Source organism: Acidisarcina polymorpha (assembly GCF_003330725.1).
In the GTDB taxonomy this organism is placed as follows: domain Bacteria; phylum Acidobacteriota; class Terriglobia; order Terriglobales; family Acidobacteriaceae; genus Acidisarcina; species Acidisarcina polymorpha.
Window position 1 is genome coordinate 4444905 of the sequence record NZ_CP030840.1, and the last position, 22687, is coordinate 4467591.

At 57.4% G+C, this 22687-nt stretch carries 20 protein-coding genes; 8 read left to right on the plus strand and 12 right to left on the minus strand.

Features of this window, described 5'->3' with window-relative positions; all coding sequences use genetic code 11:
* Positions 1-35: 35 nt before the first annotated feature.
* A complete protein-coding gene (locus ACPOL_RS18760; protein ID WP_114208407.1) occupies positions 36-962 on the minus strand; it encodes a CPBP family intramembrane glutamic endopeptidase in 927 nt (308 codons plus the stop codon).
* Positions 962-3880, minus strand: coding sequence for an excinuclease ABC subunit UvrA (gene uvrA, locus ACPOL_RS18765; protein ID WP_114208408.1), 2919 nt, complete (start codon positions 3878-3880; stop codon positions 962-964). Before uvrA ends, ACPOL_RS18760 begins: the two co-directional genes overlap by 1 nt.
* Positions 3881-4117: 237 nt before the next feature.
* Here uvrA and ACPOL_RS18770 point away from each other — a divergent pair, with 237 nt between their 5' ends.
* The gene (locus ACPOL_RS18770; protein ID WP_114208409.1) at positions 4118-4327 is read left to right on the plus strand and encodes a hypothetical protein; all 210 of its coding nucleotides are present in this window, start codon (positions 4118-4120) and stop codon (positions 4325-4327) included.
* Positions 4328-4478: 151 nt separating this feature from the next.
* Here ACPOL_RS18770 and ACPOL_RS18775 read toward each other — a convergent pair whose 3' ends face one another.
* On the minus strand, positions 4479-5483 hold the full coding sequence (locus tag ACPOL_RS18775) for a single stranded DNA-binding domain-containing protein (protein ID WP_114208410.1): 1005 nt from the start codon (positions 5481-5483) through the stop codon (positions 4479-4481).
* A 199-nt stretch (positions 5484-5682) separates the two neighbouring features.
* On the opposite strand from ACPOL_RS18775, the gene ACPOL_RS18780 reads away from it, so the two are divergent.
* From ACPOL_RS18780 to ACPOL_RS18790, 3 genes are all read left to right on the plus strand, one after another.
* Positions 5683-6687 (plus strand): hypothetical protein, encoded by a 1005-nt coding sequence (locus ACPOL_RS18780; RefSeq protein ID WP_150133062.1) that lies wholly within the window; start codon positions 5683-5685, stop codon positions 6685-6687.
* A gap of 97 nt (positions 6688-6784) precedes the next feature.
* Positions 6785-7435: a nitroreductase family protein gene (locus ACPOL_RS18785; RefSeq protein WP_114208412.1), complete on the plus strand. Its 651-nt coding sequence runs from the start codon at positions 6785-6787 to the stop codon at positions 7433-7435.
* A 122-nt stretch (positions 7436-7557) separates the two neighbouring features.
* A complete protein-coding gene (locus ACPOL_RS18790; protein ID WP_275066490.1) occupies positions 7558-8091 on the plus strand; it encodes an NUDIX hydrolase in 534 nt (177 codons plus the stop codon).
* A 17-nt stretch (positions 8092-8108) separates the two neighbouring features.
* On the opposite strand, the gene ACPOL_RS18795 is transcribed toward ACPOL_RS18790, so the two are convergent.
* Positions 8109-8381, minus strand: coding sequence for a hypothetical protein (locus tag ACPOL_RS18795; RefSeq protein ID WP_114208413.1), 273 nt, complete (start codon positions 8379-8381; stop codon positions 8109-8111).
* Positions 8382-8597: 216 nt separating this feature from the next.
* On the opposite strand from ACPOL_RS18795, the gene ACPOL_RS34215 reads away from it, so the two are divergent.
* From ACPOL_RS34215 to ACPOL_RS18810, 3 genes are all read left to right on the plus strand, one after another.
* Positions 8598-9068: a hypothetical protein gene (locus ACPOL_RS34215; protein ID WP_201758890.1), complete on the plus strand. Its 471-nt coding sequence runs from the start codon at positions 8598-8600 to the stop codon at positions 9066-9068.
* A 333-nt stretch (positions 9069-9401) separates the two neighbouring features.
* Positions 9402-10817: a UDP-glucose dehydrogenase family protein gene (locus ACPOL_RS18805; protein ID WP_114208414.1), complete on the plus strand. Its 1416-nt coding sequence runs from the start codon at positions 9402-9404 to the stop codon at positions 10815-10817.
* Positions 10818-10895: 78 nt separating this feature from the next.
* Positions 10896-12116, plus strand: a complete 1221-nt coding sequence (locus tag ACPOL_RS18810; RefSeq protein ID WP_201758892.1) for a glycosyltransferase — start codon at positions 10896-10898, stop codon at positions 12114-12116.
* Positions 12117-12196: 80 nt separating this feature from the next.
* Here ACPOL_RS18810 and ACPOL_RS18815 read toward each other — a convergent pair whose 3' ends face one another.
* From ACPOL_RS18815 to hldE, 3 genes are all read right to left on the minus strand, one after another.
* Positions 12197-12793, minus strand: coding sequence for an LbetaH domain-containing protein (locus ACPOL_RS18815; RefSeq protein WP_114208415.1), 597 nt, complete (start codon positions 12791-12793; stop codon positions 12197-12199).
* Positions 12794-13078: 285 nt separating this feature from the next.
* The gene (locus ACPOL_RS18820) at positions 13079-14356 is read right to left on the minus strand and encodes a hypothetical protein (protein WP_114208416.1); all 1278 of its coding nucleotides are present in this window, start codon (positions 14354-14356) and stop codon (positions 13079-13081) included.
* Positions 14357-14445: 89 nt separating this feature from the next.
* The gene (hldE, locus tag ACPOL_RS18825; RefSeq protein WP_236656881.1) at positions 14446-15972 is read right to left on the minus strand and encodes a bifunctional D-glycero-beta-D-manno-heptose-7-phosphate kinase/D-glycero-beta-D-manno-heptose 1-phosphate adenylyltransferase HldE; all 1527 of its coding nucleotides are present in this window, start codon (positions 15970-15972) and stop codon (positions 14446-14448) included.
* Positions 15973-16139: 167 nt separating this feature from the next.
* On the opposite strand from hldE, the gene ACPOL_RS18830 reads away from it, so the two are divergent.
* Complete coding sequence (locus ACPOL_RS18830) at positions 16140-16751, plus strand: D-glycero-alpha-D-manno-heptose-1,7-bisphosphate 7-phosphatase (RefSeq protein ID WP_114208417.1); 612 nt, start codon at positions 16140-16142, stop codon at positions 16749-16751.
* Here the strand turns inward: ACPOL_RS18830 and ACPOL_RS18835 are convergent.
* From ACPOL_RS18835 to ACPOL_RS18855, 5 genes are read right to left on the minus strand one after another with little or no spacing between them, the layout of a single operon-like run.
* A complete protein-coding gene (locus tag ACPOL_RS18835) occupies positions 16748-17590 on the minus strand; it encodes a hypothetical protein (protein WP_114208418.1) in 843 nt (280 codons plus the stop codon). The genes ACPOL_RS18830 and ACPOL_RS18835 overlap by 4 nt on opposite strands.
* A 43-nt stretch (positions 17591-17633) precedes the next feature.
* Positions 17634-18749 (minus strand): glycosyltransferase family 9 protein, encoded by a 1116-nt coding sequence (locus ACPOL_RS18840; RefSeq protein WP_114208419.1) that lies wholly within the window; start codon positions 18747-18749, stop codon positions 17634-17636.
* Positions 18746-20287: a hypothetical protein gene (locus ACPOL_RS18845; RefSeq protein WP_114208420.1), complete on the minus strand. Its 1542-nt coding sequence runs from the start codon at positions 20285-20287 to the stop codon at positions 18746-18748. Before ACPOL_RS18845 ends, ACPOL_RS18840 begins: the two co-directional genes overlap by 4 nt.
* 8 nt (positions 20288-20295) lie before the next feature.
* Entirely contained in the window at positions 20296-21378 is a 1083-nt protein-coding gene (locus ACPOL_RS18850) for a CgeB family protein (RefSeq protein ID WP_114208421.1), read from the minus strand.
* Positions 21375-22628: a glycosyltransferase family 4 protein gene (locus tag ACPOL_RS18855; RefSeq protein ID WP_114208422.1), complete on the minus strand. Its 1254-nt coding sequence runs from the start codon at positions 22626-22628 to the stop codon at positions 21375-21377. The genes ACPOL_RS18850 and ACPOL_RS18855 overlap by 4 nt, the downstream gene beginning before the upstream one ends.
* Between the last annotated feature and the right edge of the window lie 59 nt (positions 22629-22687).

Consider the following 22687-nt stretch of genomic DNA (forward strand, 5'->3'; position numbering starts at 1 on the left):
GATACCTGGTCTAAGATTTTATCGATGTGGCCACTTCAGCTGTTCAGCTTGTCCAGGTGGCGGAAACCGTCACTGGCGACGAGCATTCCGGCAAACAGACAGAAGTTGTAGGTTGCATGAACAAGCGTGCTGGCGGCGAGCGAGTTCATCGCGAGTCGCACGATGCAGAGCGCGATACTGACAAAGCCGATCAGCAACACCGGCGCCCAGGCATAGGAAACCTGCAAGGAATGCAAGAGCGCAAAGGGCGCGCTGGTAAGCAGGATCGAGACGGGAATCCCAACCATCGCTGCCGCTGCATGCGAGATGCGGTGGCTGCGTTCCCACCGGCGAAAGGTGTTGGTCAGAGAGGGCAACAGAAATCCGCGGAAAGCCAGCTCTTCAATGAGCGGGGCGCAGGTAGTACCGAAGACGAACATCAACCACGCCCCCGTGGTGCTGTGCATCAAGTCATTGAGGATCGGCGCTTCCTTCGGCATGGGAAGGTAATTGCTCGCAAGACTGCTGGCGAGACCGAGAAGAATTCCAACCGCCAGAAGAACGATCCATCGCTTGCCTACGGCGGGGAAGTTCCATTGAATTGCTTTCCAAAACGGGTGGTGCCATATTGCGCCAAAGATGACCGTAGTCAATCCGAGCAGGATGAGATATTGCAGCGCTTGAGCGGGAATCATCAGCCGCGCATCGCTTGCCAGGCTGAGGTAGCTTTCGTGTCGGAAGGGAGGCAGCTGGTGGCCGATGGCCACGGTTGCCAACTCTCCCGCAAACAGGATCAAGATGGCCAAAATGAAAAAGAGGCAGGTATGCACGAGACCGGGAATGTCCTCGAACCTGGAGAGTGGTGGTCCGGCAAATTCCTCGGCATAGCGGTTCAGGATCGGCTCGAGCTCCGGCTGGCCGCCCTGGTCCGGCGGCAAATTCGTCCCCAGGTTCCAATCGGTCTGTGAAACGGGATCCAGCATTATGAGACCAGTTCCGTCTTCCGCTTGCGGGGAACCCGCGCCGGCTTCGCTTTAGACAAGGCGTGGCTGCCGTTCGATACATTTTCCTGCTTGCTTAGAGTCACGACATTCGCAGGCAAACTCCCGGTTTGACTGTAGTAGCGGCGCAAGAATTCACCAGTGTGAGAATGCGCGATGGTTGCGACGTATTCCGGCGTACCTTCGGCGATGATCTGACCGCCGCCTTCGCCGCCTTCCGGGCCAAGATCGATGATCCAATCGGCATTCCGGACGACGTCGAGGTTGTGTTCGATGATGATGACTGTATTGCCAAGATCGGTGAGGCGGTGAAGGACCTCGAGCAGCCGGCGGACGTCGTCGAAGTGCAGGCCGGTTGTCGGCTCGTCGAGCAGATAGAGTGTGCGCCCGGTCTGCCGCTTGGAGAGTTCCCGGGCCAGCTTCATCCGTTGCGCCTCCCCACCCGAGAGGGTCGTCGCTGCTTGTCCAAGATGAATGTAGCCCAGCCCTACGTCGACCAGTGTTTGCAGCTTTTGGCGCACATTGGGGATGTCGGCAAGGACAGGGAGGGCGTCTTCGATGGCCAGGTCAAGGATATCGGCGATCGAGTAACCGTTGAACTTAACCGCGAGCGTCTCCTGATTGTAACGGCGGCCGTTGCAAACCTCACAGGTCACGTAGACGTCAGGCATAAAGTTCATTTCGATTCGCCGCTGGCCGTCACCCTGGCAGGTCTCGCAACGTCCTCCGGATACATTGAACGAGAAGCGTCCCGGCTTATACCCGCGCTCGCGGGCCTCGGGCAGCATGGCGAACAAGTCGCGAATGGCGGTGAAAACTCCGGTGTAAGTGGCCGGATTGGATCGAGGGGTGCGTCCGATCGGTGACTGGTCAATGCGGATTGCTTTGTCGATCTGGTCGAAACCCTTGATTTTGTCGTGCTCGCCGGGCTCCTCTCGGGAACCGTAGAGTTCTTTTGCCAGTGCACGATAGAGGATATCGTTCACCAGAGTGCTCTTCCCCGATCCTGAGACACCGGTGATGACAGTCATCACGCCGAGTGGAAATCGTGCATTGACGTTGCGAAGATTATGGCTGCGCGCGCCTTCGAGAATGATCTCTTTCCCGGTAAGCGAGCGCGGCGCAATGCGATGCAGAATGCTGGTCTCACCGGAAAGATATTTTCCGGTGAGGGAGCCGGTCGACCGGATGATTTCCGCGGGGGTGCCCTGGGCAACCACATAGCCGCCCAACTTGCCGGCCCCGGGGCCGAGATCGACAACATAGTCGGCATGGCGAATAGTGTCTTCATCGTGTTCCACGACCAGCACGGTGTTGCCGAGATCGCGCAGCGATTCGAGCGCGGCAATCAGGCGTTGATTATCTCTTTGGTGAAGACCGATCGACGGTTCATCGAGAACATAGAGCACGCCACGAAGGCGAGAGCCAATCTGAGTAGCCAGGCGGATGCGTTGGCCTTCGCCGCCCGAGAGGGAAGCGGCATTTCGATCCAGGGCAAGGTAGCTAAGCCCCACGGAATCGAGGAATTCAAGGCGTTCGACGATCTCGCGGCGCAAACGCTCCGCGATCAGGGCGTCGCGTTTTGAAAATTCGAGATGACGGGCTGCATCGAGAGCGCGGCGCAAGGGGAGCGCGGTGAAATCAGCAATAGAAAGCGAACCTACTTTGACGGCTAAGGATGCGGGCCGGAGTCGCTGGCCTTTGCACACCGGGCAGGTGGACGCGGACATGTAATTCAACATGTACTCACGGCCCTCCTCTGACTTTACATCCTGCATCCAGTGGCGAAGGTAGGCGAGAATCCCGTGAAATCCGGTACGGGGAGCTTCGGTCTTCGGCGGTCCATAAAGCAACAGGTTCTGCTGCCTCTCGGTGAGGTCCTCAAATGGCAGACCCAGGTCGATCTTGTATTTCTGCGCGGCGAGGTGAATGAGCTTGAGCAGATACTGGGAGGCCGAGCCAGGGCCAAGTCCGCCATCGAGGAGCGGCTTAGTCCAATCGGTGATGACCTTGGCTGGATCGAAGTCGTAAATGTTACCCAGACCATGGCACTCGGGGCACGCGCCATAAGTGCTATTGAAGGAGAAGCTGCGCGGCTCCAGTTTAGGAATGTCAAGACCGCAATCCGGGCAAGCCATCGATGAGGAGTAAAGCTGTTCTTCGGTCCCCTTGCCGCTCCCGCTGCCATTGGAGCCGATGAGCACCAGCCCATTCGCCATCTGCAGCGACTTCGCGACCGAGGCTTCCAGCCGCTTCTCGACGCCAGGTTTCAGAACAACGCGGTCGATCACGGCCTCGATGGTATGGTTTTTGCGCTTATCCAGATGGATGCTGTCGGCAAGATCGCGAAGTTCGCCGTCGATCCGCGCGCGGAATCCTTGCTGGTCGAGCTCATCGAGCAGGTCCTTAAACTCTCCTTTGCGGCCGCGAACAATGGGGGCATAAATGATGACTCGCTCCCCAGGGGTGAGGGACAGAATGCGTTCAACGATCTGCTCAGGAGTTTGACGCGAAATCGGATTTCCGCATTGCGGGCAGTGGGGTACACCCACCGAGGCAAAGAGCAGGCGCAAATAATCGTAGATTTCGGTAATGGTGCCGACCGTGGAGCGCGGGCTGCGGCTGGTCGTCTTCTGCTCAATCGAGATCGCGGGACTTAGGCCTTCGATAGAGTCGACATCGGGCCGCTCGATCTGATCGAGGAACTGCCGCGCATACGTTGATAGCGTCTCAACGTATCTTCGTTGGCCTTCGGCATAGATGGTATCGAAAGCAAGCGAGGATTTGCCGGAGCCTGAGAGTCCTGTGATGACGGTCAGTGTATTGCGCGGGATTTGCACGTGAATGTCGCGTAGATTGTGTTGGCGCGCGCCATGCACGGTGATGTGGGTGATTGCCATTTTGGAATTACAAGAAGATTCCGGAAAAGAGCGCACGCGAAATTGGCTAGTGCCAAGCGATTGCAGACTTCTCCCAGCTAGAATGGATTCTTAAGCCCTTAACGTATCTTATTCGGCAATAGAAACGGGGGTCAATCTTGCTCGGGCTTCTGCGACAATGTGCGTGGGCAGATTGTCGTTATGCGGCATCCAACTGAATGGAAATGCCCCTCTATATAGGCGCGAGCGCCGATCATTATGAGTCGGCGCATAGATGTTTACTTTGTTTTCGAGGCCAAGATGCAGGACTTTATCAATACTTTGGTGCTGATATGTGCAGCGATCGCGTCTCTGGGGCTGGGTGTTCTGCTGGCGTTCGCCGTGTGCAAGGGCGCTTTTATCCTGCTACGATCGCAGGCCGATGTGCCAGCGCCGGTTCCATCCAAGGCGCAAACCGCTGAAGTGTAAGCTCACCTCTAATTATTCGGCTTCCGACCCGTTGTTTACGGAACTTCTGCGTCCCCTCAGCTGGCGAACTCCCCGCATAGTAGCGTTTAGGCCGGATGGCGCAGGATGATCGCACTCTTCAGCCGCTCAGCCCTCCGTTCCAGGATAACCTCTACTGGGGCGCATTGCCATTCGGTTGTTGCTGCTGCCGGATCCGTTGAAGCTCCTGCAGTATCTCCTGAGGAGAGCGAGGCTGCTGCGGGTTTGATCCGTCGTTAGCCGGTCCGGAATTTTGCGGGCTTCCTGGAAGCGGTTGAGCAGGCTCGATCGGAGGGGTCTGTGGGACATCCTGATCGGCATCTTCGTCGTCCTCACCATTGCTGCTTCGAACCGGCGCCGCCGATGCGGAGGCGGTTGTGGTGCGCGGGGACAAGGTCAATTCTCGTGGAGCGCCGCCTGCGCTATCGCCGACCATGACGATGTTGTACCCCGAGCCATCGAGCAGCGCCATGAGAACGTCCCGCGCCTCGCCGGGTCCGTAGCTGCCAAAGACGCGTTCGTCTTTGGTGAGGCCTTCGATCTTCATCCCAGTCGAGCCGGAGATCTGGTGCAAGATCTCAGCCAGACCTGAATTGTCCGCTTTAATGGCCAAAGTATGAGCAATGATCGTGACTTGGGCCGGCTTTGCGGGTTGCAGCAGTAGGGATTCTTTGGCAGGTCCTGTGCTTATCTGAACGGGTTGCGGGGCCGGAGTCGAGACCATCGGTTGCGTCCTCACCGGGCTTCCGCTCTCGGGGGATGGGGTTGGAGACGCCCCTCGACTCTGGCGCTGAGCGCGGAACAGCTGGGCTATCGCCGACTGCCGCAGGGAGCTATTAGGGTAGTTCACCAGGAACTGCTGGATTGCCGATGCGCGGACGGCGGAATCGGGCTCGTTGACGGCTGCGGAAAAAGCCGCCATCTCCTCTGGATTGGTGGAGACAGCTTGTCCTTGCCTGGGCCCTCCTTGGGGGAACTGAGGCTGCGCCAAGGCTGCCGCCGAGCAGAGCAGGACGGCGAGGAGAACTGCTGACAGCGTCAGCGGCGCTATGAAAAGAAACCATGTACGTGTGCAGCCTGCAGACAACAAAGGATCGTGGTCGATCTCAACCGACCCCGCCTTATTCTCTAGCTGCATCAAAATGCTCATTGATTGCATTCACCCGAATTGCGACGAGGGGAAACTTGCGAGCCAAACTCCACCGATTGGCTCTGTATGTATAGACTAGCAGTGGTTTGGTTTCGTTCGCGATATTTGAACGTGTCTCTTGAACGGTATTTGGCCGAGCGATCCAGAACTGGACCAGAATGATTGCGAACGGCGTGAAGAGGAACCGGTGCCATTCATACGAACCAAGATCGGGATTCTGACTCTTGCCATGTTCTCGCTGATGGTAGCGCCTGTGGCGGTGGCAGTTTCCTGCACCACTCAGTCTCAGATGACCGAGGCCGAACGTAATTCGCTGGTCCAGTCGGCGAAGAGCCTGGCTGCCCTGGTACAGAATGGTGATGTCGCCGGGTTGAAGGCCATGACCATTCCCAGCGTTGCGGAGCGCTTCGACTCGATTGCGGCAGCGGTGGAGTCGGCTTCCCCCTTGATTCAGAGGGGCTCCTTGACGGTCGAAGCAGTGTACTTGCTGAATTCCTCCGATCTGAAGACCACCGAGGAGGAAACCCAGTTCTTTTGTGGAGGAGCGAATGCACATGAAGTGGTGCTGACGATTCCCAGGATCCCACCCGGAAAGTATGCCCTCACCGTCCTTCACGCCAGCGGCGTCGATGCGCCGCAGGTGATTACCTTCATCCTCTCGGAGGGTGGATCGGGAGCAGCGTCGTGGAAGCTGGCTGGGTCGTTTATTCACCCATTGACTTCGGCAGGCCACGACGGCGTGTGGTATTGGAACCAGGCGCGTGAGTTCGCCAGGAAGAAGCAGAACTGGAATGCCTACTTTTATTATCAGACTGCCGCCTATTTACTGGCGCCTGTATATTTCATTTCGAGTCCGAACTTGGACAAACTCCTGAAAGAGCAGGCCGCGGTGGCGCCACCTGGGCTCCCGACCAGCACTCAGCCGATGCTGGTGAGCGCTGGTGGTCAGAACTTTGAGATCGACGATATGCACACCGACAGTTCTTTGGGAAGCTTGGATCTAGTGATCGACTACAAGACCCAGGACACCTCGGATCCAGTCGCCAGCCGGACCAGGAACATCGATCTGATGAAGGCGCTCCTGGCGCAGCATCCTGAATTGAAGGATGGCTTTCATGGTCTATGGGCCTACGCTAACGCACCCAACCAAAGACCGTTCGCCAATGAGCTGGCTATGGGACAAATTCAATGAATCGAACTATCCAGAGGGTAAAGGGTCGCAGGAGTCGCCGTCTCCCTGATCCAGCCCAAACTGTGGCAAGCCATCCGCGTAAGAGAAAGGTTTGGGCATGGCAGAAGCCATAGAGAAGCCGCTGAGCAAGGCGATCGCAGAGCGCCGGGCAACTCCCAGCTTCGACGGCAGCCAGATGCCGCCGGAGGACCTGAAAAAGATCATCCAGGCCGGATTGCTGGCCCCGAGCGGCTACAACCTCCAGCCCTGGCGATTTGTCGTGGTGCGTTCCGCTGAACAACGAAAACGGCTGCGGGCCGCAAGCTATAACCAGGCAAAGGTCGAAGAGGCGTCAGTCATCATTGTGGCGTGCGGCGATGCCGACGGTTGGCGTAATGGCGACCTCGAAGAAATGCTGCGGCTTGGCAAAGAGGGCGGTATGCCGGAAAACTATGCCGAGCAGGCGAAGACGACGATTCCGGCGTATCTGTCCAATCATCCCAACCTGCCGATGTGGCTCAACCGGCACGTTATGATCGCCTTTACGACGATGATGCTGATGGCTGAAGTGCTGGGTTACGATACTGCTCCTATGGAAGGTTTTGAAGAAGAGAAGGTGCGCGAATCGTTACGCCTGCCGCTCAGCTACAGCGTAGTAGCACTACTGGCCATCGGACATTCCAAGGGACCCGACAAGTTTTCGAGCGGACGCTTCAGTATGGCAAGGACGGTTTGGGCTGAGGAGTATGGGAAGCCGCTGAAGTTTTAGCGAAAAGTCACTGATCGCGAAATGTGTGGCGGCAGGCCCGATCGAGAGAGCTTTCCGTCAAACCAAGGTTGAAGATCTGACGCCGCGGCCTCCTATGGAAGCGTCTTTCGGGAGAATTGTTTTTGATTCGAAGAGAGTATCCGGATGCTCCGATTGTGGGCGTCGGTGGCGTAGTTATCGAAGGTGACCAGGTTCTGCTGGTGCGCCGGGGCCAAGAGCCGATGAAAGGGGAGTGGTCCTTGCCGGGCGGAGTCCTGGAGCTCGGAGAGACGCTTGAGTCCGGCATTCTCCGGGAGATTCACGAGGAAACGGGGCTTCTCGTTGAAGTTCTTCAGGTACTGGAAGTACTGGACAAGATTGTTTTTGAGGATCGCGATGTCTCGGCAACAACCGGCGAGGGGAGTGAGCGGAGGCGAAGGGCAGCGGAAAATCCTAGCTTCAGGCGTATTCGGTATCACTATGTGTTGATCGATTTTCTATGTGCGACTTCGAGCGGATCTCTGCGCTCCGGTAGCGATGCATTGGAGGCACAATGGGTTACGCAAGGCGACTTGAACTCAGGGCCTCTCTCTCGTATGGCTCCAGTAACTTTGGAGGTCATTAAAAAGGGATTCAAGTTATTCCAGGCACGCGTCAATCGGTATGCTGGAGAATGAAAACTCTGCCGCGAATCCTACCAAAGCAGTTTGCAGGATTTCCAGATGAGAAAGCCCAACGCAAAGACAGAGGCGTTGAACGCCATCACCCACATCACTCCGCGAATGCAGCCGAGTGGGTTTTCGACTTCGAGAAAGGACTCGATGTGGTTTGGGGTCGCCCCGTACTCTTCGATCGTCGTAGATGCTTCGGCCGTCGTAGATGCGGTGGGAGCAATGGAGTAAGTTCCATGCGACTGGATGCTCGGACGATGAATCGTATAGCCGGGGTTGAGAGTCTTGGCAGACATAACGGACTCCTTCCAAAACCACTATCGGCGGTTTGTCGACCGTGCGTTAGGATTTGATAGGAAGTGTTTTAGGCTGTTTCATTATGGAACGTACCGCTCGCGCTAAGACTGAACACGGACTTTCCCAAAAGTTTCGTTTTAGGACGTTTTTTCGCATCTCAAGAACACGCATGAACCATGCTTGAACTCAGCTAACCCGACTGAAAGGCTAATGCAATGACTTTGAAGGCGCAATCGACCCAGCAATCCGCCGTGACCCTATTCCCTGGACAGCAGCCGGCCCCGCGTCCGCGATCTTCGGCCGCCTCACCCCGGCTTCGCCGTCCTTCGCAACACCGCAGCGAGAGCTGGATAGTGGCGGCCGCTACTCACTGCCTGGCGGAACCTGGTCAAATGGACTCGACAGATACGGCATCTCCCCAGGACCTCGGGTTTGCACCGTCGGCGAGCTCGTATTTTTCGCATGCCTCAAGCCTCGCGCCTATCTGGGCAGCGGTGCGCGTCGAAGAGGATGATGTCGATGCTGAAGACGAGGACGATGAACTCGACCCTGACGACGATGACGAAGACGAAGAGGATCTTGAGGACGACGAAGATCCCGAGTTTGACGACGAAGAGGATCTCGACGATCTGGATGAAGAGGATGACGACGACGATCTGGACGACGAGGACGACGAAGACGAATAAGGCACGACCGGCTTTGATGAGAAGTCGGAGGGCGGTTACATCGCGGCGGAAGGACCTTACCGCCTCTTATTTTGCAGCTTCGCGAAGACCGTCGATCTGCGCTGTGACCCTTGCCGGGTAGGGTTTGGCATCGGTCATTCTGGTACACTTGAGCCAGCTCTAGAGGAACGGAACTGTTTTCCGGTGGCTTCTGTATTTGGTGAACCTGCCTTCCGGAAGGTCTCGCCTGCCCACAGACTCGTCCGGATTTTGCTGCCATTCTGTTGCTTATTTTGCGTTCCTGGCTGGAATGGTCTCGATTTTTTCCATACAACGCGGGAGACAAGAAACTTCATGGTAAAAAAAGTATCCATTGCGGTGGTAGGGTCCGGCTATGTGGGTCTCGTAGCCGCAGTGTGCTTCGCGGAGCTTGGGCACGACGTCATCTGTGTGGACAATGACGAGAAGAAGGTCGAGATGCTCCGCAATGGCGGAGTGCCGATCCACGAGCGCTTCCTCCCCGAACTGCTGGATCGCCACCGCAACAAAGGGATCGTTTTTTCGACGGAGCTCGGCGAGGCTACCCGCAAGTCGGAGGTCATTTTCATTGCTGTTGGAACACCGCAAAGTGACTCCGGACACGCCGATCTTTCCTATGTGGAAGCGGTCGTAAGCGAGATTGCCCGTTCTATCGATAGCTACAAAGTCATTGTTGAAAAGAGCACCGTTCCGGTCTACACCAACGAATGGGTTCGACGAGTGATGGAACGGCATGGCGTTGAACGAGGTCATTTCGATGTAGTTTCTAATCCCGAGTTTCTGCGGGAGGGCACGGCCGTCTCCGACTTTCTTCATCCCGACCGGATTGTGGTGGGCGCCGATTCCGAGGCCTCGGCTGCACTGCTGGGTCGAATCTATGCGCCGATCACCGACGGATCCTATTATGAGCGCGAAGCAGCGGTTCCCGGGCCTTTGACCCCGGCGACTCCGGCCACAATTTTGTACACCTCGGCGCAGAGCGCGGAGATAATCAAGCATGCTTCGAATGCTTTTCTGGCAATGAAGATCTCCTTCATCAACAGCGTCGCCAATCTATGTGAGGCGGTGAACGCGGACGTCAAGGAAGTTGCGAAGGGGATTGGGCTGGATGGGCGCATCGGTCCGAAGTTCCTGAATCCCGGCGTGGGTTATGGCGGCTCTTGCTTTCCCAAGGATCTGGCCGCGTTTCGCTGGGTCGCTGAACAGCAGGGGATTGACTTCAAATTGCTCGCCGAAGTGGAAAAGATTAACTCGGTTCAGAAGAAGAACTTTTTTAATAAGATCCGCGCGGCACTCTGGACCCTGCGCGGAAAGCGCATTGCGATTTTGGGACTTGCGTTCAAAGGCGATACCGATGACATCCGGGATTCACCCGCGTTGGATATCATCAAGATGCTGCTGCATGAGGGTTGTGTGCTGGTCGCCCACGATCCGGCCGCGACTGAGCGCGCGAAGGAAGTTTTTCCTGAATCAGCGCAGATTCGCTACGTGGATGATCCGTATTCGGCCGCCAGCAATGCGGATGCGTTGGTCATTCTAACGGACTGGCAGCAGTTCGCGGATCTCGATCTCGACCGATTGAACAAGGCGCTCAAGTTCCCCATCATCATCGATGGACGCAACCTCTATGACCCGGCTTTGATGCTGGAAAAGAACTTCACCTATGTAAGCGTTGGGCGTCCTGCTGTCTATCCGTCACGGGAGTGGTACGCAAATAAGCGCCTCCCGTAGCCGGAGACATTCAATTCCGCGAGGGCTAGCTAGAAGCGCCGGTTTGTACCGGCGCTTTTTAGTTCGGTCGCTTCCCCAATGCGGGATACCAGTTCGACTCGGATTGCCGGCTTCGTCGTGATGCGCTTTCTGCACACCATCCATTCATTGTCGCCAGAAAGCGGCGGCCCCGCCGAGGGGCTTCGGCAGCTCGCCGAAAAAGCGCATACGTCCGGTATCTATGAGACCGAAGTGGTCTCTCTGGATGACCCTTCATCGGCTTTTTTGCAGTCCGCTTCTTCGCCCCTCCAATGCGCTTATATGACTGCTCATGCGGTCGGTCCTGGCCTCGGTAAATACGGCTACACCCAGCGCCTCGATCAATGGCTTGAGAAAAATCTATCGCGCTTTAACGGCGTTGTAATTAACGGTCTTTGGCAGTATCACGCATATGCCGCGTGGAAGGCTTGCCGGGAAACGCTTCCTTATCTGGTATTTACCCACGGAATGCTCGACCCCTGGTTCAAGCGGCATTACCCAATCAAGCATCTGAAAAAGGCCGTTTACTGGGGCGCCGTCGAACACCGGGTGCTGCGCGATGCACTGAGTGTCATGTTCACCTCTTCGCTTGAGGCTGAATTGGCGAGAGAGTCTTTCTGGCCATCTCAGTGGAATAGCGTCGTCTCACCCTATGGCACGGGGGAGCCGCCACAAGACCGGGAGTCAGTGATTCGCGAGTTTTACGGGAGATGTCCACGGGTCTGCGGGCATCCATTTATGCTTTTCCTCGGTCGCCTTCACGAGAAAAAAGGCTGCGACCTACTGGTGGAGGCTTTTGCCCGGCAGGCGCGAGCACACCCAGCGGTCCACCTGATTATGGCTGGTCCTGATCAGCAGGGCTGGATTCCTAAACTTGTCTCCTTCGCGGTTCGCCAGGGATTGCGAGACCGGGTCCATTTTCCCGGAATGTTACAAGCCGGGGCTAAATGGGGAGCCTTCTATGCGGCCGATGTATTTGTGCTGCCCTCGCACCAAGAGAATTTCGGCATTGCAGTGGCCGAAGCCCTGGCCTGCGGGACTCCGGTGCTGATCTCCAACAAGGTCAACATCTGGAGGGAGATTATGGCGGACGGCGTGGGGCTGGTCGAAAATGACGACCTCGAAGGAACCGAGCGTCTGCTGGAACGCTGGGGGCGAATGTCCGCCGTTGAAAAGACGCAAATGGCCGAAAGATGTCATTCTTCCTTTAAGCGGCGCTTCGATTTGAATCAGACGCCGAGGATCATCGCGGACCAATTTGCAACCGCGCGAAAGCTGTAGTCAGAGGAAACCTGAAGCGCACGCGGAACGCTCGGTCTTGTTGCGGCCCTCCCATGCGGGTTAATACCGGAACGAGGAGGTTAGTGATGTCGATACTGTTCAGGAACCGAGGCGCGTAGCCTCTCCTTGACCTTCCTGGCGGGCAGTCCGACATAGATACCGAAGGGCTCAAGGTCAGAGGTCGCGATCGAACCTAACCCCAAAATGGCCCCAGTTCCGACATTCACCCGCGGATGCACAATGGCGCGCGCGCATATCCAGGCGTATGCGCCGATCTTCATCGGGAAGGAGATCATAGCGAACTCGCGGTCGTTGTAGTCGTGACTCGCTCCGCAAAGGTAAGCTCCCTGGGAAATGATGCAATGGGAGGCGAGATAGAAGTGCGAAGGATTGTAGAGTTCGGCATCGTCGCCCACGCTGACCCGGTCTTCGCAGGTTAGGTTCCATGGCGCCCAGATTTTCGATTTCGGATAAAAATGACAGGCGGTTCCGAGCGTCGCCCCGAAGAGGCGGAGAAGCAGCGAGCGCCAGGCGTGAAAAGGCCGTGGAGATGTTCGAAAGAACAATACCCAGCAAAGACCCCAAGCTCCTCGGGCGAGTCGATTGCGGAACGAGAACGAGGGCCGCAGGGTAGGGTCGGCGCCGGCCACCGGCAGAATCACTCGGACCGCCGCCATCGATCCCGATTCATCACTCGCACACCCAGATCGTGACGAATAAGGCAATCAGGGATGACTGATTTCGCATGTTGTTGATGGTAATACAAGCTGATTTCCATTTCGTTCAAAGCGAGATGCGCAGGTCGAACGGAAGAGGTTCCGGTCGCCGGTCAAGGCGGAAAACTTTACGAGTCCGCTGCTGGCATGATCGAGAAAGCCCCGTTAGAGCAGGCGTCCTCGGAAATTTACAAAGCCTGGCCGCGATCGTCGATGAGGAACCACCATGGTTCGCGAGAGTGTCGGTTATGGATTGCGCCCGGACAAACGAGCAGCGCTGGGGCCGAGTTCGTCGCCGGTGAGGAAGGGATTTTTGTGCGGCCGTTTGCGGTCGCTTCCCGTGGAGTTGCGGCCGGGAGCGATCTCCGAGGTTAATCCATAATGATTACCGCTGGTCGGCAGAGACTTGCTCCAGTCGTTGGACCCGTAGGTGCGTTGGGGAACGATATCTACACCAGTCTTCCTGAACGAGGTGGAGAACCCGGAAACATTCAGGATGTCCGGATTCAGGAAGCTCAATTCGCCGTCGCCGGCCCCGGGAGGGGAAAAGGGAGACATGCCGAAGGAATAGTCAGTATAGGAGTGCGGCGAGAATTCCAACAGATTCGCTGCGGAATGAGCATCGCCGGGGCGCGGTGGCGTAGACCTCTGTGACGAGATATGCGATGTTGAGAGGATTGATCCCACCCTGCTTGTCGCCAAAGTTGTTGGCGATGAAGGCAGCCCGGATAGGTCGCCATAGCTCGAAGCTACTCTGGATGATTGCTCCCGGTAGCGGAACTTATCTCTCGATGCCATCGACGCTCGTGAGTTAGAGTCTCTTGAAAACTCGGTTGCACTGGAGCGGTTTAGGTCCGATCCTGCACGTTGACTTTGCAGGGAACTGCTATCGAGCGACAGCTGCGAGTAACCGCTGCCAATCCCGGAGTCCGGTAGAGAAGCCGGATCGCTCGCCGAGCCCATGCGGTTTACAGGGGCGCTCTTCAAACCCCAGGCACTGCCGCCCCGCTCCGGGCCCGCCGCGCTCGTACCTCCCCACGTGCTGTGATAATGGCTGCTCTCCGTCTCGAGGCCCTGGTTGATGTCGGCTGCAGTGTTGGCCTCTACAATGCCGTCATTGTTCTCGGAGCCGGCTCGGCCGGCCGCTCCGGCGGTCGAGGTCATGTTGGTGGATTGGCTACTTCCAATGCTTTCAGCGAGACGGAAGCCGAGGCGCGATCCGTACGGGTTGTATTGGCCTGCCTGGGTTGAGTCGCGAATTGCCGTATCGGTCTCTGCTACCGCCAGGCTCCAGTCTGACGCATTTACGGTGGGGTCAAAGGCATTAGCGAAGACGCTCGCACCGGTGGCGTCGACCGTGTATGTCCGTTGGGGCGAAAGCAAATCGATCGAAAGCGTGGTCACCGGGGTGGAAGTCGGAGCTTCGTCCAAGGAAGGCGAAAGGGTGGGTACGACCTGAGCATTGGCGCAGAAGAGCGCCGAGTAGACGCCGATGAAGAGCATGAGACGAGTTGGAATCAGCATCGTTTCGATCTACTCTCTGGAGTAATTGTAGCGAAGGTAGATGCGAAGACCGGCGGAAGTTGTGCTGGGTCCGACCGAGAGCGAGCGCATCAAGCATCATCCTTGACGGCAAGTTTGCGCACGATGCTGGTGGTGCTGTGCCCCTCCACTGTTGGAACGATGACCACACGACCACCCCAGCTTCTCACCTCGGGTGCGCCTACGATCGTGTCTTCGGTGTAGTCGCCGCCTTTGACGAGAACTTCGGGGCGCAAAGCCAGAATGAGATCGATCGGCGTTGCCGCCTCGAAGACCACGACAGCGTCGGTAGCGGCGAGCGCAGCCAAGATGCGCGCCCGCTGGCGCTCCCCGACAATCGGACGATCCGGTCCCTTGAGCGCCGAGACGGAAGTGTCGCTGTTGATGCCGACAACGAGCTTGTCTCCTAAGCGACGGCAGTGTTCAAGCAGGGTGATGTGTCCCACATGCAGGATGTCGAAGCAGCCATTGGTGAAGACGATGCTGTGCCCAGCGGCACGCCACTCTGCTGCGCGAACCAGGAGCCGAGCCAGGTTCAGGGTCTTCTCGTGAATTTCTGTGCCGGAAAATTCAATGAGTGCCGCAACGAGTTCATGACGGGCAATGGGCACCGATCCGAGTTTCCCAACCACCACTCCAGCGGCAACGTTGGCCAAATGCGCAGCGTCATTGATCGAGAATCCGGATGAGACGGAGAGTGCGAGCGTAGCGATAACCGTATCACCCGCTCCAGAGACATCGAAGACCTGTCTCGCAATTGCAGGTACATGGAAGCGGGGAGCGTGCGAGTGCAGAACAGCAATTCCGTGTTCGCCGAGGGTGACCGTCAGATAGTCGAGATCCAGCTTGCTTACCAGTGCCTGGCCCTCATCGAGCAGAGAATCCACTGAGCCCTCACTGTTGGCCAGAGCGAGGCCCAACTCTTTCAGATTGGGGCAAATCGTCGTTGCGCCGCGATACCGAAGGAAGTCCCGGCCTTTGGGATCGACGAGGATAGGGAGACCGGCGTCGTTGGCGTCGCCGATAATCGTTTGGCAAACTTCCGGGTTAAGTGTTCCCTTGGCGTAGTCCGACAAGATGACACCATCGGCTTTATGGAGGAGCTTGCGGACTTCTTCGATCAGATTCTTGTAAGCCTTCTCTGGCCGGAGCGTTTTCGTCTCGATGTCGAGCCGGACTATTTGCTGGCTTCCACTGAGAATTCGCAACTTCGAAGTGGTGGGAGTTTGGGGTACAGCCAAGAGCCGGGCGTCCACTCCCCCGACCTCGAGCAGATCGGTGAGCGAGGCGCCGTCTTCGTCATCGCCGATGAAGCCTATCACGGAGGCTCTTGCTCCGAGACCAACGATGTTCATGGCGACATTCGCCGCGCCGCCCGGACGCTGAGTTCGCTGCGAGGCCTGGACGACCGGAACCGGCGCCTCCGGGGAGATACGCTCAACCGTGCCTTGAATGTACTTGTCCAGCATGACGTCACCGACGACCAGGATGTGCTTGCCATCCCAATCACGTTCTATCAGGCGAACAATCTCGTGGGAGGCATCTCGGCTTCCGGCATCGAAGGAATTCATCTGCGTCCCAGTCCGGTCCAGACTCATTCGATGGTCACCTCTTTTGGCGCCTCCAATGCGGGCCTGGCGTAGATGGTGTCAGGCACGTCTGGAAGAACGCGTCTTTGAGATGTGCGAGGCGGCCACGCGTAACTGGCATGGCAACCGGTCCTTCGAGGTACTGCTGCGCACAACCCGCCTATTATACAAAGTGAATGACATCCAACCCGGGTTTAGCTCGCAGCGGCGAGATCAAGTATGTCTTCCTCGATCGGGACGGGGTCATCAACCGCAAACTGCCCGAAGGTCAATACGTTACGAGGTGGGCAGAACTTGAACTGCTTCCCGGATCCGCTTCGGCAATCGCGAGCTTGAACCGGTCTGGACGGAAGGTCATCCTGGTGACCAACCAGCGCGGCGTCTCTCTAGGACTGATGACCGAGCAGGAGCTTCGCGGTCTCCATGACCAGCTCCAGCAGAAGCTTGCCACGGGAGGCGCCACGCTGGACGCAATCTACTACTGTCCGCATGGATGCGAGGAGTGCAGCTGCCGAAAACCGGGCACCGGCATGATCGAGGCCGCCTTCCGCGACTTTCCGGATGCCAATCCCAACAATGCGGTGTTGATCGGAGATTCTCTTTCTGACATCGAGTGCGGGCTCAAATCAGGCATGCCAACCATCTTCATCGAAGCAGGAGGGGAGCCGGATCGCATTGCAGCCGCCGAAGACGTGCGATGCCAGGATGCGGCCGCCGCAAAGGAGATGGCCACTGCTGTGGCTCAGTCGCTGGATGAGGCGGTTCGCCGGATACTAAGCTGTTCTTAAACCGCGTCGAGGGGCAGCTGATGATCGTCAATGGTGGAAAGACAGCGGTTGTAGTCTGGATGACTGACTCGGTGGTACAGGTAGATATGTTGATGCCAGGCTTCAGGCACCATCCCTTTGAAGGTATAGGCAAGTGAAAGATGGTCCTTGTGGATGTCTCTTTCTGGCGCGAGATTGAATTGCCGGACTGCCTCGCGTTCGCCCACGCGATCAGTCGTTGCATCTGCTGAATATCCGCAGATGTCGTCGAAGTAGCACCAGATCCGCGGAAGAACGTTTGCTTTTTCCAGGAGTGTGAAGCCGCCCATGGTTGACGAGTAAAGATCGAGGTCGAATAGGACGGCCCCGAGTGGAGCGTCGGGGCGTGGATTCCAGCCGCCGAGTGTCGTGCGGACATCGCCAATAATGAGTTCTGCCCGTCCGGCGATACGGCGCTCGAGGGCCGCGCGGTCCATTTCAAAAGAACCAGCCGGCCAGCAATATAAGAGGTCCCGGGGATCCTGGCTGGCCGGGAGCCCGTTACCGCCATCAAATCCGGCGACGACGACCTCGATGCCGATCGCTCGCTGGATGAACTGCCGGTGTTCCGACAAACAGACCAGACCGTTGCCCCCGGCGACACCCAGTTCCACTACCGTCATGGCCTTGTGGCCAAGCGCTTTAGCCTCTAAAGCAGCGTGGTATAAACACCAGCCATAAGGCGGACGGTTCACGCCTCCCGCTAACAAACGTGCTCGATACGAACCGACTGGCCAGCGAACCAGCAGCCGGCGAAGAAGCAGGGTTCGCAGCGGAACGGGCCGGGTGGCGATATCGAGGATGCGGTCTATTAGGGTCATAGCTGATGCGGGTGAGATCGATCTTGTTACTGTCTTCGAAGTGTCATCCAAGGACTGAGGCGATGCGCCCCTCGGCAGGGTTCCGAGAAAGCTGCGAGAGCACGGCGTCGAAAACTTCGTCGACGGTAATTGAGAGAATGCATTTTTTTTGTTGCTCGATGCAGGTTACAAGCTCACACCCGGCACAGTCCGTCTGATGATAGATCACGCGATGCTGGCGGCCGTGTGGAAACCATACACCCGGGAAGTTCCGCGCCGAGAAGACTGCGACCGAAGGAACACCGACTGCAGCGGCAAGGTGCATTGGTCCGCTGTCATGGCCAATGAACAATTCGGCGGAGCGGAAAAGAGCCGCACTCTCCCGAGGGGTAAGCAGTCCACATAAGTTGATGGCCCGTTCCTGCCAGGCGATCGACGCGCGCGAGCAAGCATCCGCTTCGTCATCGGCGCCAACCATCGCCAGCCGGTAATCCGGCAAGTGCGCGGCCAGTCGGGAGAGTAAGGCGGTCCAATTCGCTTCGCCCCAATCGTTGGCCTGCGCTTTCGTGCCGAGACTGACCGCCAGAAAACGCGCCTCGTTCATAGCCGATACGGTTTCCTTGGCGCGATGCAGCTCTGCGTCCGTTAGGTTTAGATCCCAACTGGACGGAGCCTCCAGATCGAAGGCGCCAAGGTCGCGGATTCCTCGTGCCAAACGTTCCGCCTCGGATTCACGGTAGGTTGTGCCGCTGATGCGTCGCCGTTTACAGTCACTTCTCGATTGCGGCACCCCGACGATTTTCGGTATGCCGCAGAAACGAAAAAACCATTTGTCCCGGAGCGCGGCAGGGAAGCCGCGTAACGAACCAAGATATACCAGCACCTGGGGATGGAATCTCCGGATCTCCGAGCGGAGCGTCAGGATAGAGCTCAAACTTCGTAAGCCAATCGGGTAGGCGATATACCCATGAATGAGTCCGGAATCGCCCAATACCGCAGAGGCTGCGGGCGCTTTCCTGTGGACCGGTATGTTGGTGAGGAGGCGGCGTTCGGCTCGCGGGAAAGCCCGGGCGATTTGGTGGTAGGAAGGCAACGCCACAACGTTGTCGCCGAGACTTCCTAACCGGTAGATGAGAACGCGCTCAACTTCGGCGCATGCCGGATTGAGAGGGCCGTTCATCTTCGTGGGGCTGCCGCGTGGCTAAGTTCACGATCCTGGTCGCTGGAATCCGGATGGCGCATGCGAAAACTAGGTAATTGGGAGAACAGGTAGTAGAGCATGGCGAAGAGCAGTGCATTTCTCAGTTGAACGAAATACCCGGCAAGCGTGTCTTCAGTCTGTAAGACCTCGGAGATGAAGGCGAGGGCCAGCAGCACCGCGACCAAGGTAGGCATCGAGGATTGAATGACCTCAAGCGCCCACCGCAAGAGAAAGACAATCACAATTGGATACAGAATGATCCCGATGATTCCGAAGTCAGCTGCCCCCGCGGTCAGAATAGAATTGCCTTCATCGATATACCCGAAGCCCCAATGCATGTTGACGAGCTGCTCCTCCTGATAGAGCTCGAGCCCGAACTTGTCCTCAGAGATAGAGGAGGGAATCATCAACTGCAGATTTTCGGCAAGATCCGTTCCTAGCAAAGGAGTGGAGTGTTGGCTGGCATCCAGCAGGTCGGCAAAGTAGCCTAAATCGAAGCTGCGAATTGCCGCGTTTTCTCCTAAAAGCTGGATGACTTGGGCGGGAGTGTGACTATGCATCGTCTCGACCGCCATGCTGATCCGTGCGCCCAATGGAACATCCGCTTTATGTCCGTAGCCCGCAACCCGCAGGTAGAGGAATGTGACTGCCGCGGCGAAGATCACAACCGCGGCTGCAACGCCAACGAGGACCTTCTGGAGCAGAGACAGGTGACTCCGAAAACGGCCGAGTTGAGAGGCCAGCAACGCCAGCAGAACCGCATAGGTGAGGTTTCTTCGCCCCAGTGGAACGATTGCCAGAAACTGAACGATCGCACAAAGTCCCACCAGGAAGCGGGTGGCGCCCTTAGTGTTCAGAGCTGCGCAGACAGAATAGGCAAAAGCGGGTGCGGACCACCAGATGATCAAGGAAGCCATCGGGCTTATACGGCCGCTTTCGTCGTGAGCGATGCCCATGAAACCAAGACGGCCGGTGGCAAATGCGAACAGGAGAAGAGCGGTGCTCACCAGCACGAGCACGATCGAGCGCGGCTGGAAGTTAATGTGAAAATCCCGACCAAAAATAGGCCGCTCGTACATCTCGCCTACAGCGAAGAGCAGGGCACAACTAATCATCACCGCGGCAGTGCCGCGGGCGAGGCTGTCGACGTCGCGAGCGAAATACTCGGCAATAGTAAGTCCGCCCCTAGGTATCGAGAACCAGCTGTTGAAGGCGCCAAGGTTATAGCCGAACAACAAGCTCGTGCCCAGAATAGTCGACAGGCGGAGCGGCGTCCCGCGAAACAGGATATCGAACAGCACGTAAAGACTGGCGAAGCCACCCAATGCAGAGCCAAGAACGAAGGTGATATTCGAGGCGAAAAGCCAGGTCACCAGCCCGAAAAGAAGCAATATCAGCGGCAAATACAGCAGGTAAATCGGGCTCTGTCCAGCCAGATCTGAGCCGAATGGCCGTGCTTGCTCGGCGAAGACGGCGTTCAGGTTCCGCGATGCAGGACTGAATTCAAGTTTCGACACGGCGTTGACTATCCGGCCCTTTCTCCGTCAGTTGGCACGAAAGTTGAGAGGAGTTGGTTAGAAGTCGCAGCACTCGCTTGTGCGGCTTCGTCAAGAATAGCCTGAACGACTAACATGTTCTGCCACGGATTCTGCAGGTAGCGCTGGTGGCCGGCCGCCGCGATCGCCTGGCGCCGAGACTCATCGGCTAGCAGCGCGAAGCACTTCTCGGCACACTCTTCGGGGCTGCTCCAGAAGACCGCTTCTTCATCTTCCCGATATAGAGCCGAGTGCTCACTGGTTTGTTGCGCGCACAAGAGGCTACCCAGTGAAGGGATTTCCATACTGCGGGTTGTGTGCAGGTCCCTGTTTCCTTTAGAGAGAAGTCCAAGACAGACTTTTGCGGCGATGATCGCCATCGCATACCGGTCATCGGCGCTGGCGGCGGCGGCGCGCCAATGCGGCTTGAGCAGCGCCCACTCGCGCAGCCGTCGATAGCGATTGCCGTAGATCGTCAGCGGAACTCCTAGTTCAACCAGGCGAGCAAGGAAGGGTCCTCGCTCCGGGAAAGCGGTTCCGACAAAAAGGACCTCGGACCGCCATTCCCGGTACTGAAGCTCGGTCAGTTGGCGGGGAGCATGTGCAACTTCGTCGGCGGACATGTAGACGCGCATCACTCTTTTCGCGCCGCGTTGTTTGGCTTCACCGACATTGGCAGGACGTACGACCACGAGCAGATCGTAAAGAGGCAGCGCTTTGAAGAATTCACGCCAGAGCATGACGTCGCGCCCACCGAAGGGATCGTCGATGTTGTAGCAAAGGACAAATGGGATGCGAGCTTTCAAGTCGCGAACCAGTCCCGCACTGACTAGTTCCCCATGGTCGATCCAGGCGAGGTCGAAGGTGGCGTCGCCGATTGCCCGGATCGCGCGGCGTCGAATAACCTCTACCATGCCGAAGCCGCCGGTGAGCCATCTCCACCGGATAGTTACCCAGTTTGCAGGAATGATGTTGTGCGCATCGATAAGTGTCACTTGATGGCCGAGCCGCCGGAGGGCTGCCATCCGATGCCCGGAGGTCCCATGCGGACGGCCGAAGTAGAGGATCCTCATGAGGAAACCTCATTCCCGGGTACCGGGGCCGCTCGCAAAGATTTCGTGACGTTCCGGGTCTTCATCATTGCTTGCAAGGCCTGACGCAAACCTGTGATGTCTTGTTCGAAACTGTAGTTCTGAATGAAACGAAGACTCTCCCGGCCCATACTCGTCAAGCCTTCTCCCGCCTCCAGGGCACGGCTTAATACCGTTGCAAGCGCGTCTACATTGAGCGCTTCGAAGACGTAGCCATTCAGACCGTCGCAGACCAGATCGGGTTGGCAGCCGACTTGATCGGAGACGATAACCGCGCGACCTGCGTTCATCACTTCGTTGATCACAAGACCCCAGGGCTCGTGGATCGACGGCAGCACGAAGACATCGCAGAGATCGTAAAAGCGCGGTAGTTCCCCTTGATTCCGGAAGCCGAGCATGCGGATGTCACGATTGCCGGCAACACGCTGTTCTATCTCCGCGCGCTGCTCTCCGTCTCCGATGATGACTAAGTACGGAGGTCGAGAGAAGGAGGCGGAATTTGTCACCCGCAGGAAGGCTTCCACCAGATCGATACAGCGTTTCCGCTCCTGCAGTTTGGAGGCAAAGAGAACAACAGGGCGGCCGGATTCGAGTCCCAGTTCCGAGCGTAGTTGCTCTCGATGAAGGGAGGCCTTTTGTGCTTGGCAGCGAAAGAACTCGTTGTCGACCGCGTACGGCATATCAAAAATCGGTAGGTCTTTTCCGGCGTAATGCTCCCAATATTTCCGATTCAACTTGCCGATCGCTAGAACTCCCCAGATCATGCGGGCGAGCACCTGCAGGAAGGTCGACTTAATGCGCGATCTCATGGCCGACCGAGGTCGATCCTGAAGGTGCGATTCGGCGCGGATTAGCACCGGTACCCCGACTTGGCGGCACGCTACTAAAGCCTGGATGGCATCGAATGTGTGATAGCCGTGAATCCAGGCAGCATCGAAGCCACCATGTTTGAGCCGGCGCGCGATGCCGGAGCTAATCTGGTGGTCGGGGTGGGCGTTCTTGAACAGGCGCTTCGGTAGGAACTCATGGCGATAGCCGCCCAGGAGCGGAATGTCCCACTCGACATTCACCAGAAAGCCTTCGTCGACGTAACCGCGAACGGAAAAGTCGGCGGTAAAGAAAACAGTCAAGTCGATGTCGGGTTGGGCGGCGATATGCCGCAACAGCGGCGCCTGGTATTGGATCGGGTGAGAGACGAAGTAGGCCAAGCGGATTTTGCGGCCGTCATCCATATCTATGGCTTTCCTCAAACGCTGATTCCGGAGATGGCCAGAGCTGTAATATTCGCCAA

Bases quoted from the DNA above. Each gene is read 5' to 3' on its own strand.
- ACPOL_RS18760 (WP_114208407.1), bottom strand. From the start codon at position 962: ATGCTGGATCCCGTTTCACAGACCGATTGGAACCTGGGGACGAATTTG.
- uvrA (WP_114208408.1), bottom strand. From the start codon at position 3,880: ATGGCAATCACCCACATCACCGTGCATGGCGCGCGCCAACACAATCTA.
- ACPOL_RS18770 (WP_114208409.1), top strand. From the start codon at position 4,118: ATGAGTCGGCGCATAGATGTTTACTTTGTTTTCGAGGCCAAGATGCAG.
- ACPOL_RS18775 (WP_114208410.1), bottom strand. From the start codon at position 5,483: ATGCAGCTAGAGAATAAGGCGGGGTCGGTTGAGATCGACCACGATCCT.
- ACPOL_RS18785 (WP_114208412.1), top strand. From the start codon at position 6,785: ATGGCAGAAGCCATAGAGAAGCCGCTGAGCAAGGCGATCGCAGAGCGC.
- ACPOL_RS18795 (WP_114208413.1), bottom strand. From the start codon at position 8,381: ATGTCTGCCAAGACTCTCAACCCCGGCTATACGATTCATCGTCCGAGC.
- ACPOL_RS34215 (WP_201758890.1), top strand. From the start codon at position 8,598: ATGACTTTGAAGGCGCAATCGACCCAGCAATCCGCCGTGACCCTATTC.
- ACPOL_RS18805 (WP_114208414.1), top strand. From the start codon at position 9,402: ATGGTAAAAAAAGTATCCATTGCGGTGGTAGGGTCCGGCTATGTGGGT.
- ACPOL_RS18810 (WP_201758892.1), top strand. From the start codon at position 10,896: ATGCGGGATACCAGTTCGACTCGGATTGCCGGCTTCGTCGTGATGCGC.
- ACPOL_RS18815 (WP_114208415.1), bottom strand. From the start codon at position 12,793: ATGGCGGCGGTCCGAGTGATTCTGCCGGTGGCCGGCGCCGACCCTACC.
- ACPOL_RS18820 (WP_114208416.1), bottom strand. From the start codon at position 14,356: ATGCTGATTCCAACTCGTCTCATGCTCTTCATCGGCGTCTACTCGGCG.
- hldE (WP_236656881.1), bottom strand. From the start codon at position 15,972: ATGAGTCTGGACCGGACTGGGACGCAGATGAATTCCTTCGATGCCGGA.
- ACPOL_RS18830 (WP_114208417.1), top strand. From the start codon at position 16,140: ATGACATCCAACCCGGGTTTAGCTCGCAGCGGCGAGATCAAGTATGTC.
- ACPOL_RS18835 (WP_114208418.1), bottom strand. From the start codon at position 17,590: ATGACCCTAATAGACCGCATCCTCGATATCGCCACCCGGCCCGTTCCG.
- ACPOL_RS18840 (WP_114208419.1), bottom strand. From the start codon at position 18,749: ATGAACGGCCCTCTCAATCCGGCATGCGCCGAAGTTGAGCGCGTTCTC.
- ACPOL_RS18850 (WP_114208421.1), bottom strand. From the start codon at position 21,378: ATGAGGATCCTCTACTTCGGCCGTCCGCATGGGACCTCCGGGCATCGG.
- ACPOL_RS18855 (WP_114208422.1), bottom strand. From the start codon at position 22,628: ATGGATGACGGCCGCAAAATCCGCTTGGCCTACTTCGTCTCTCACCCG.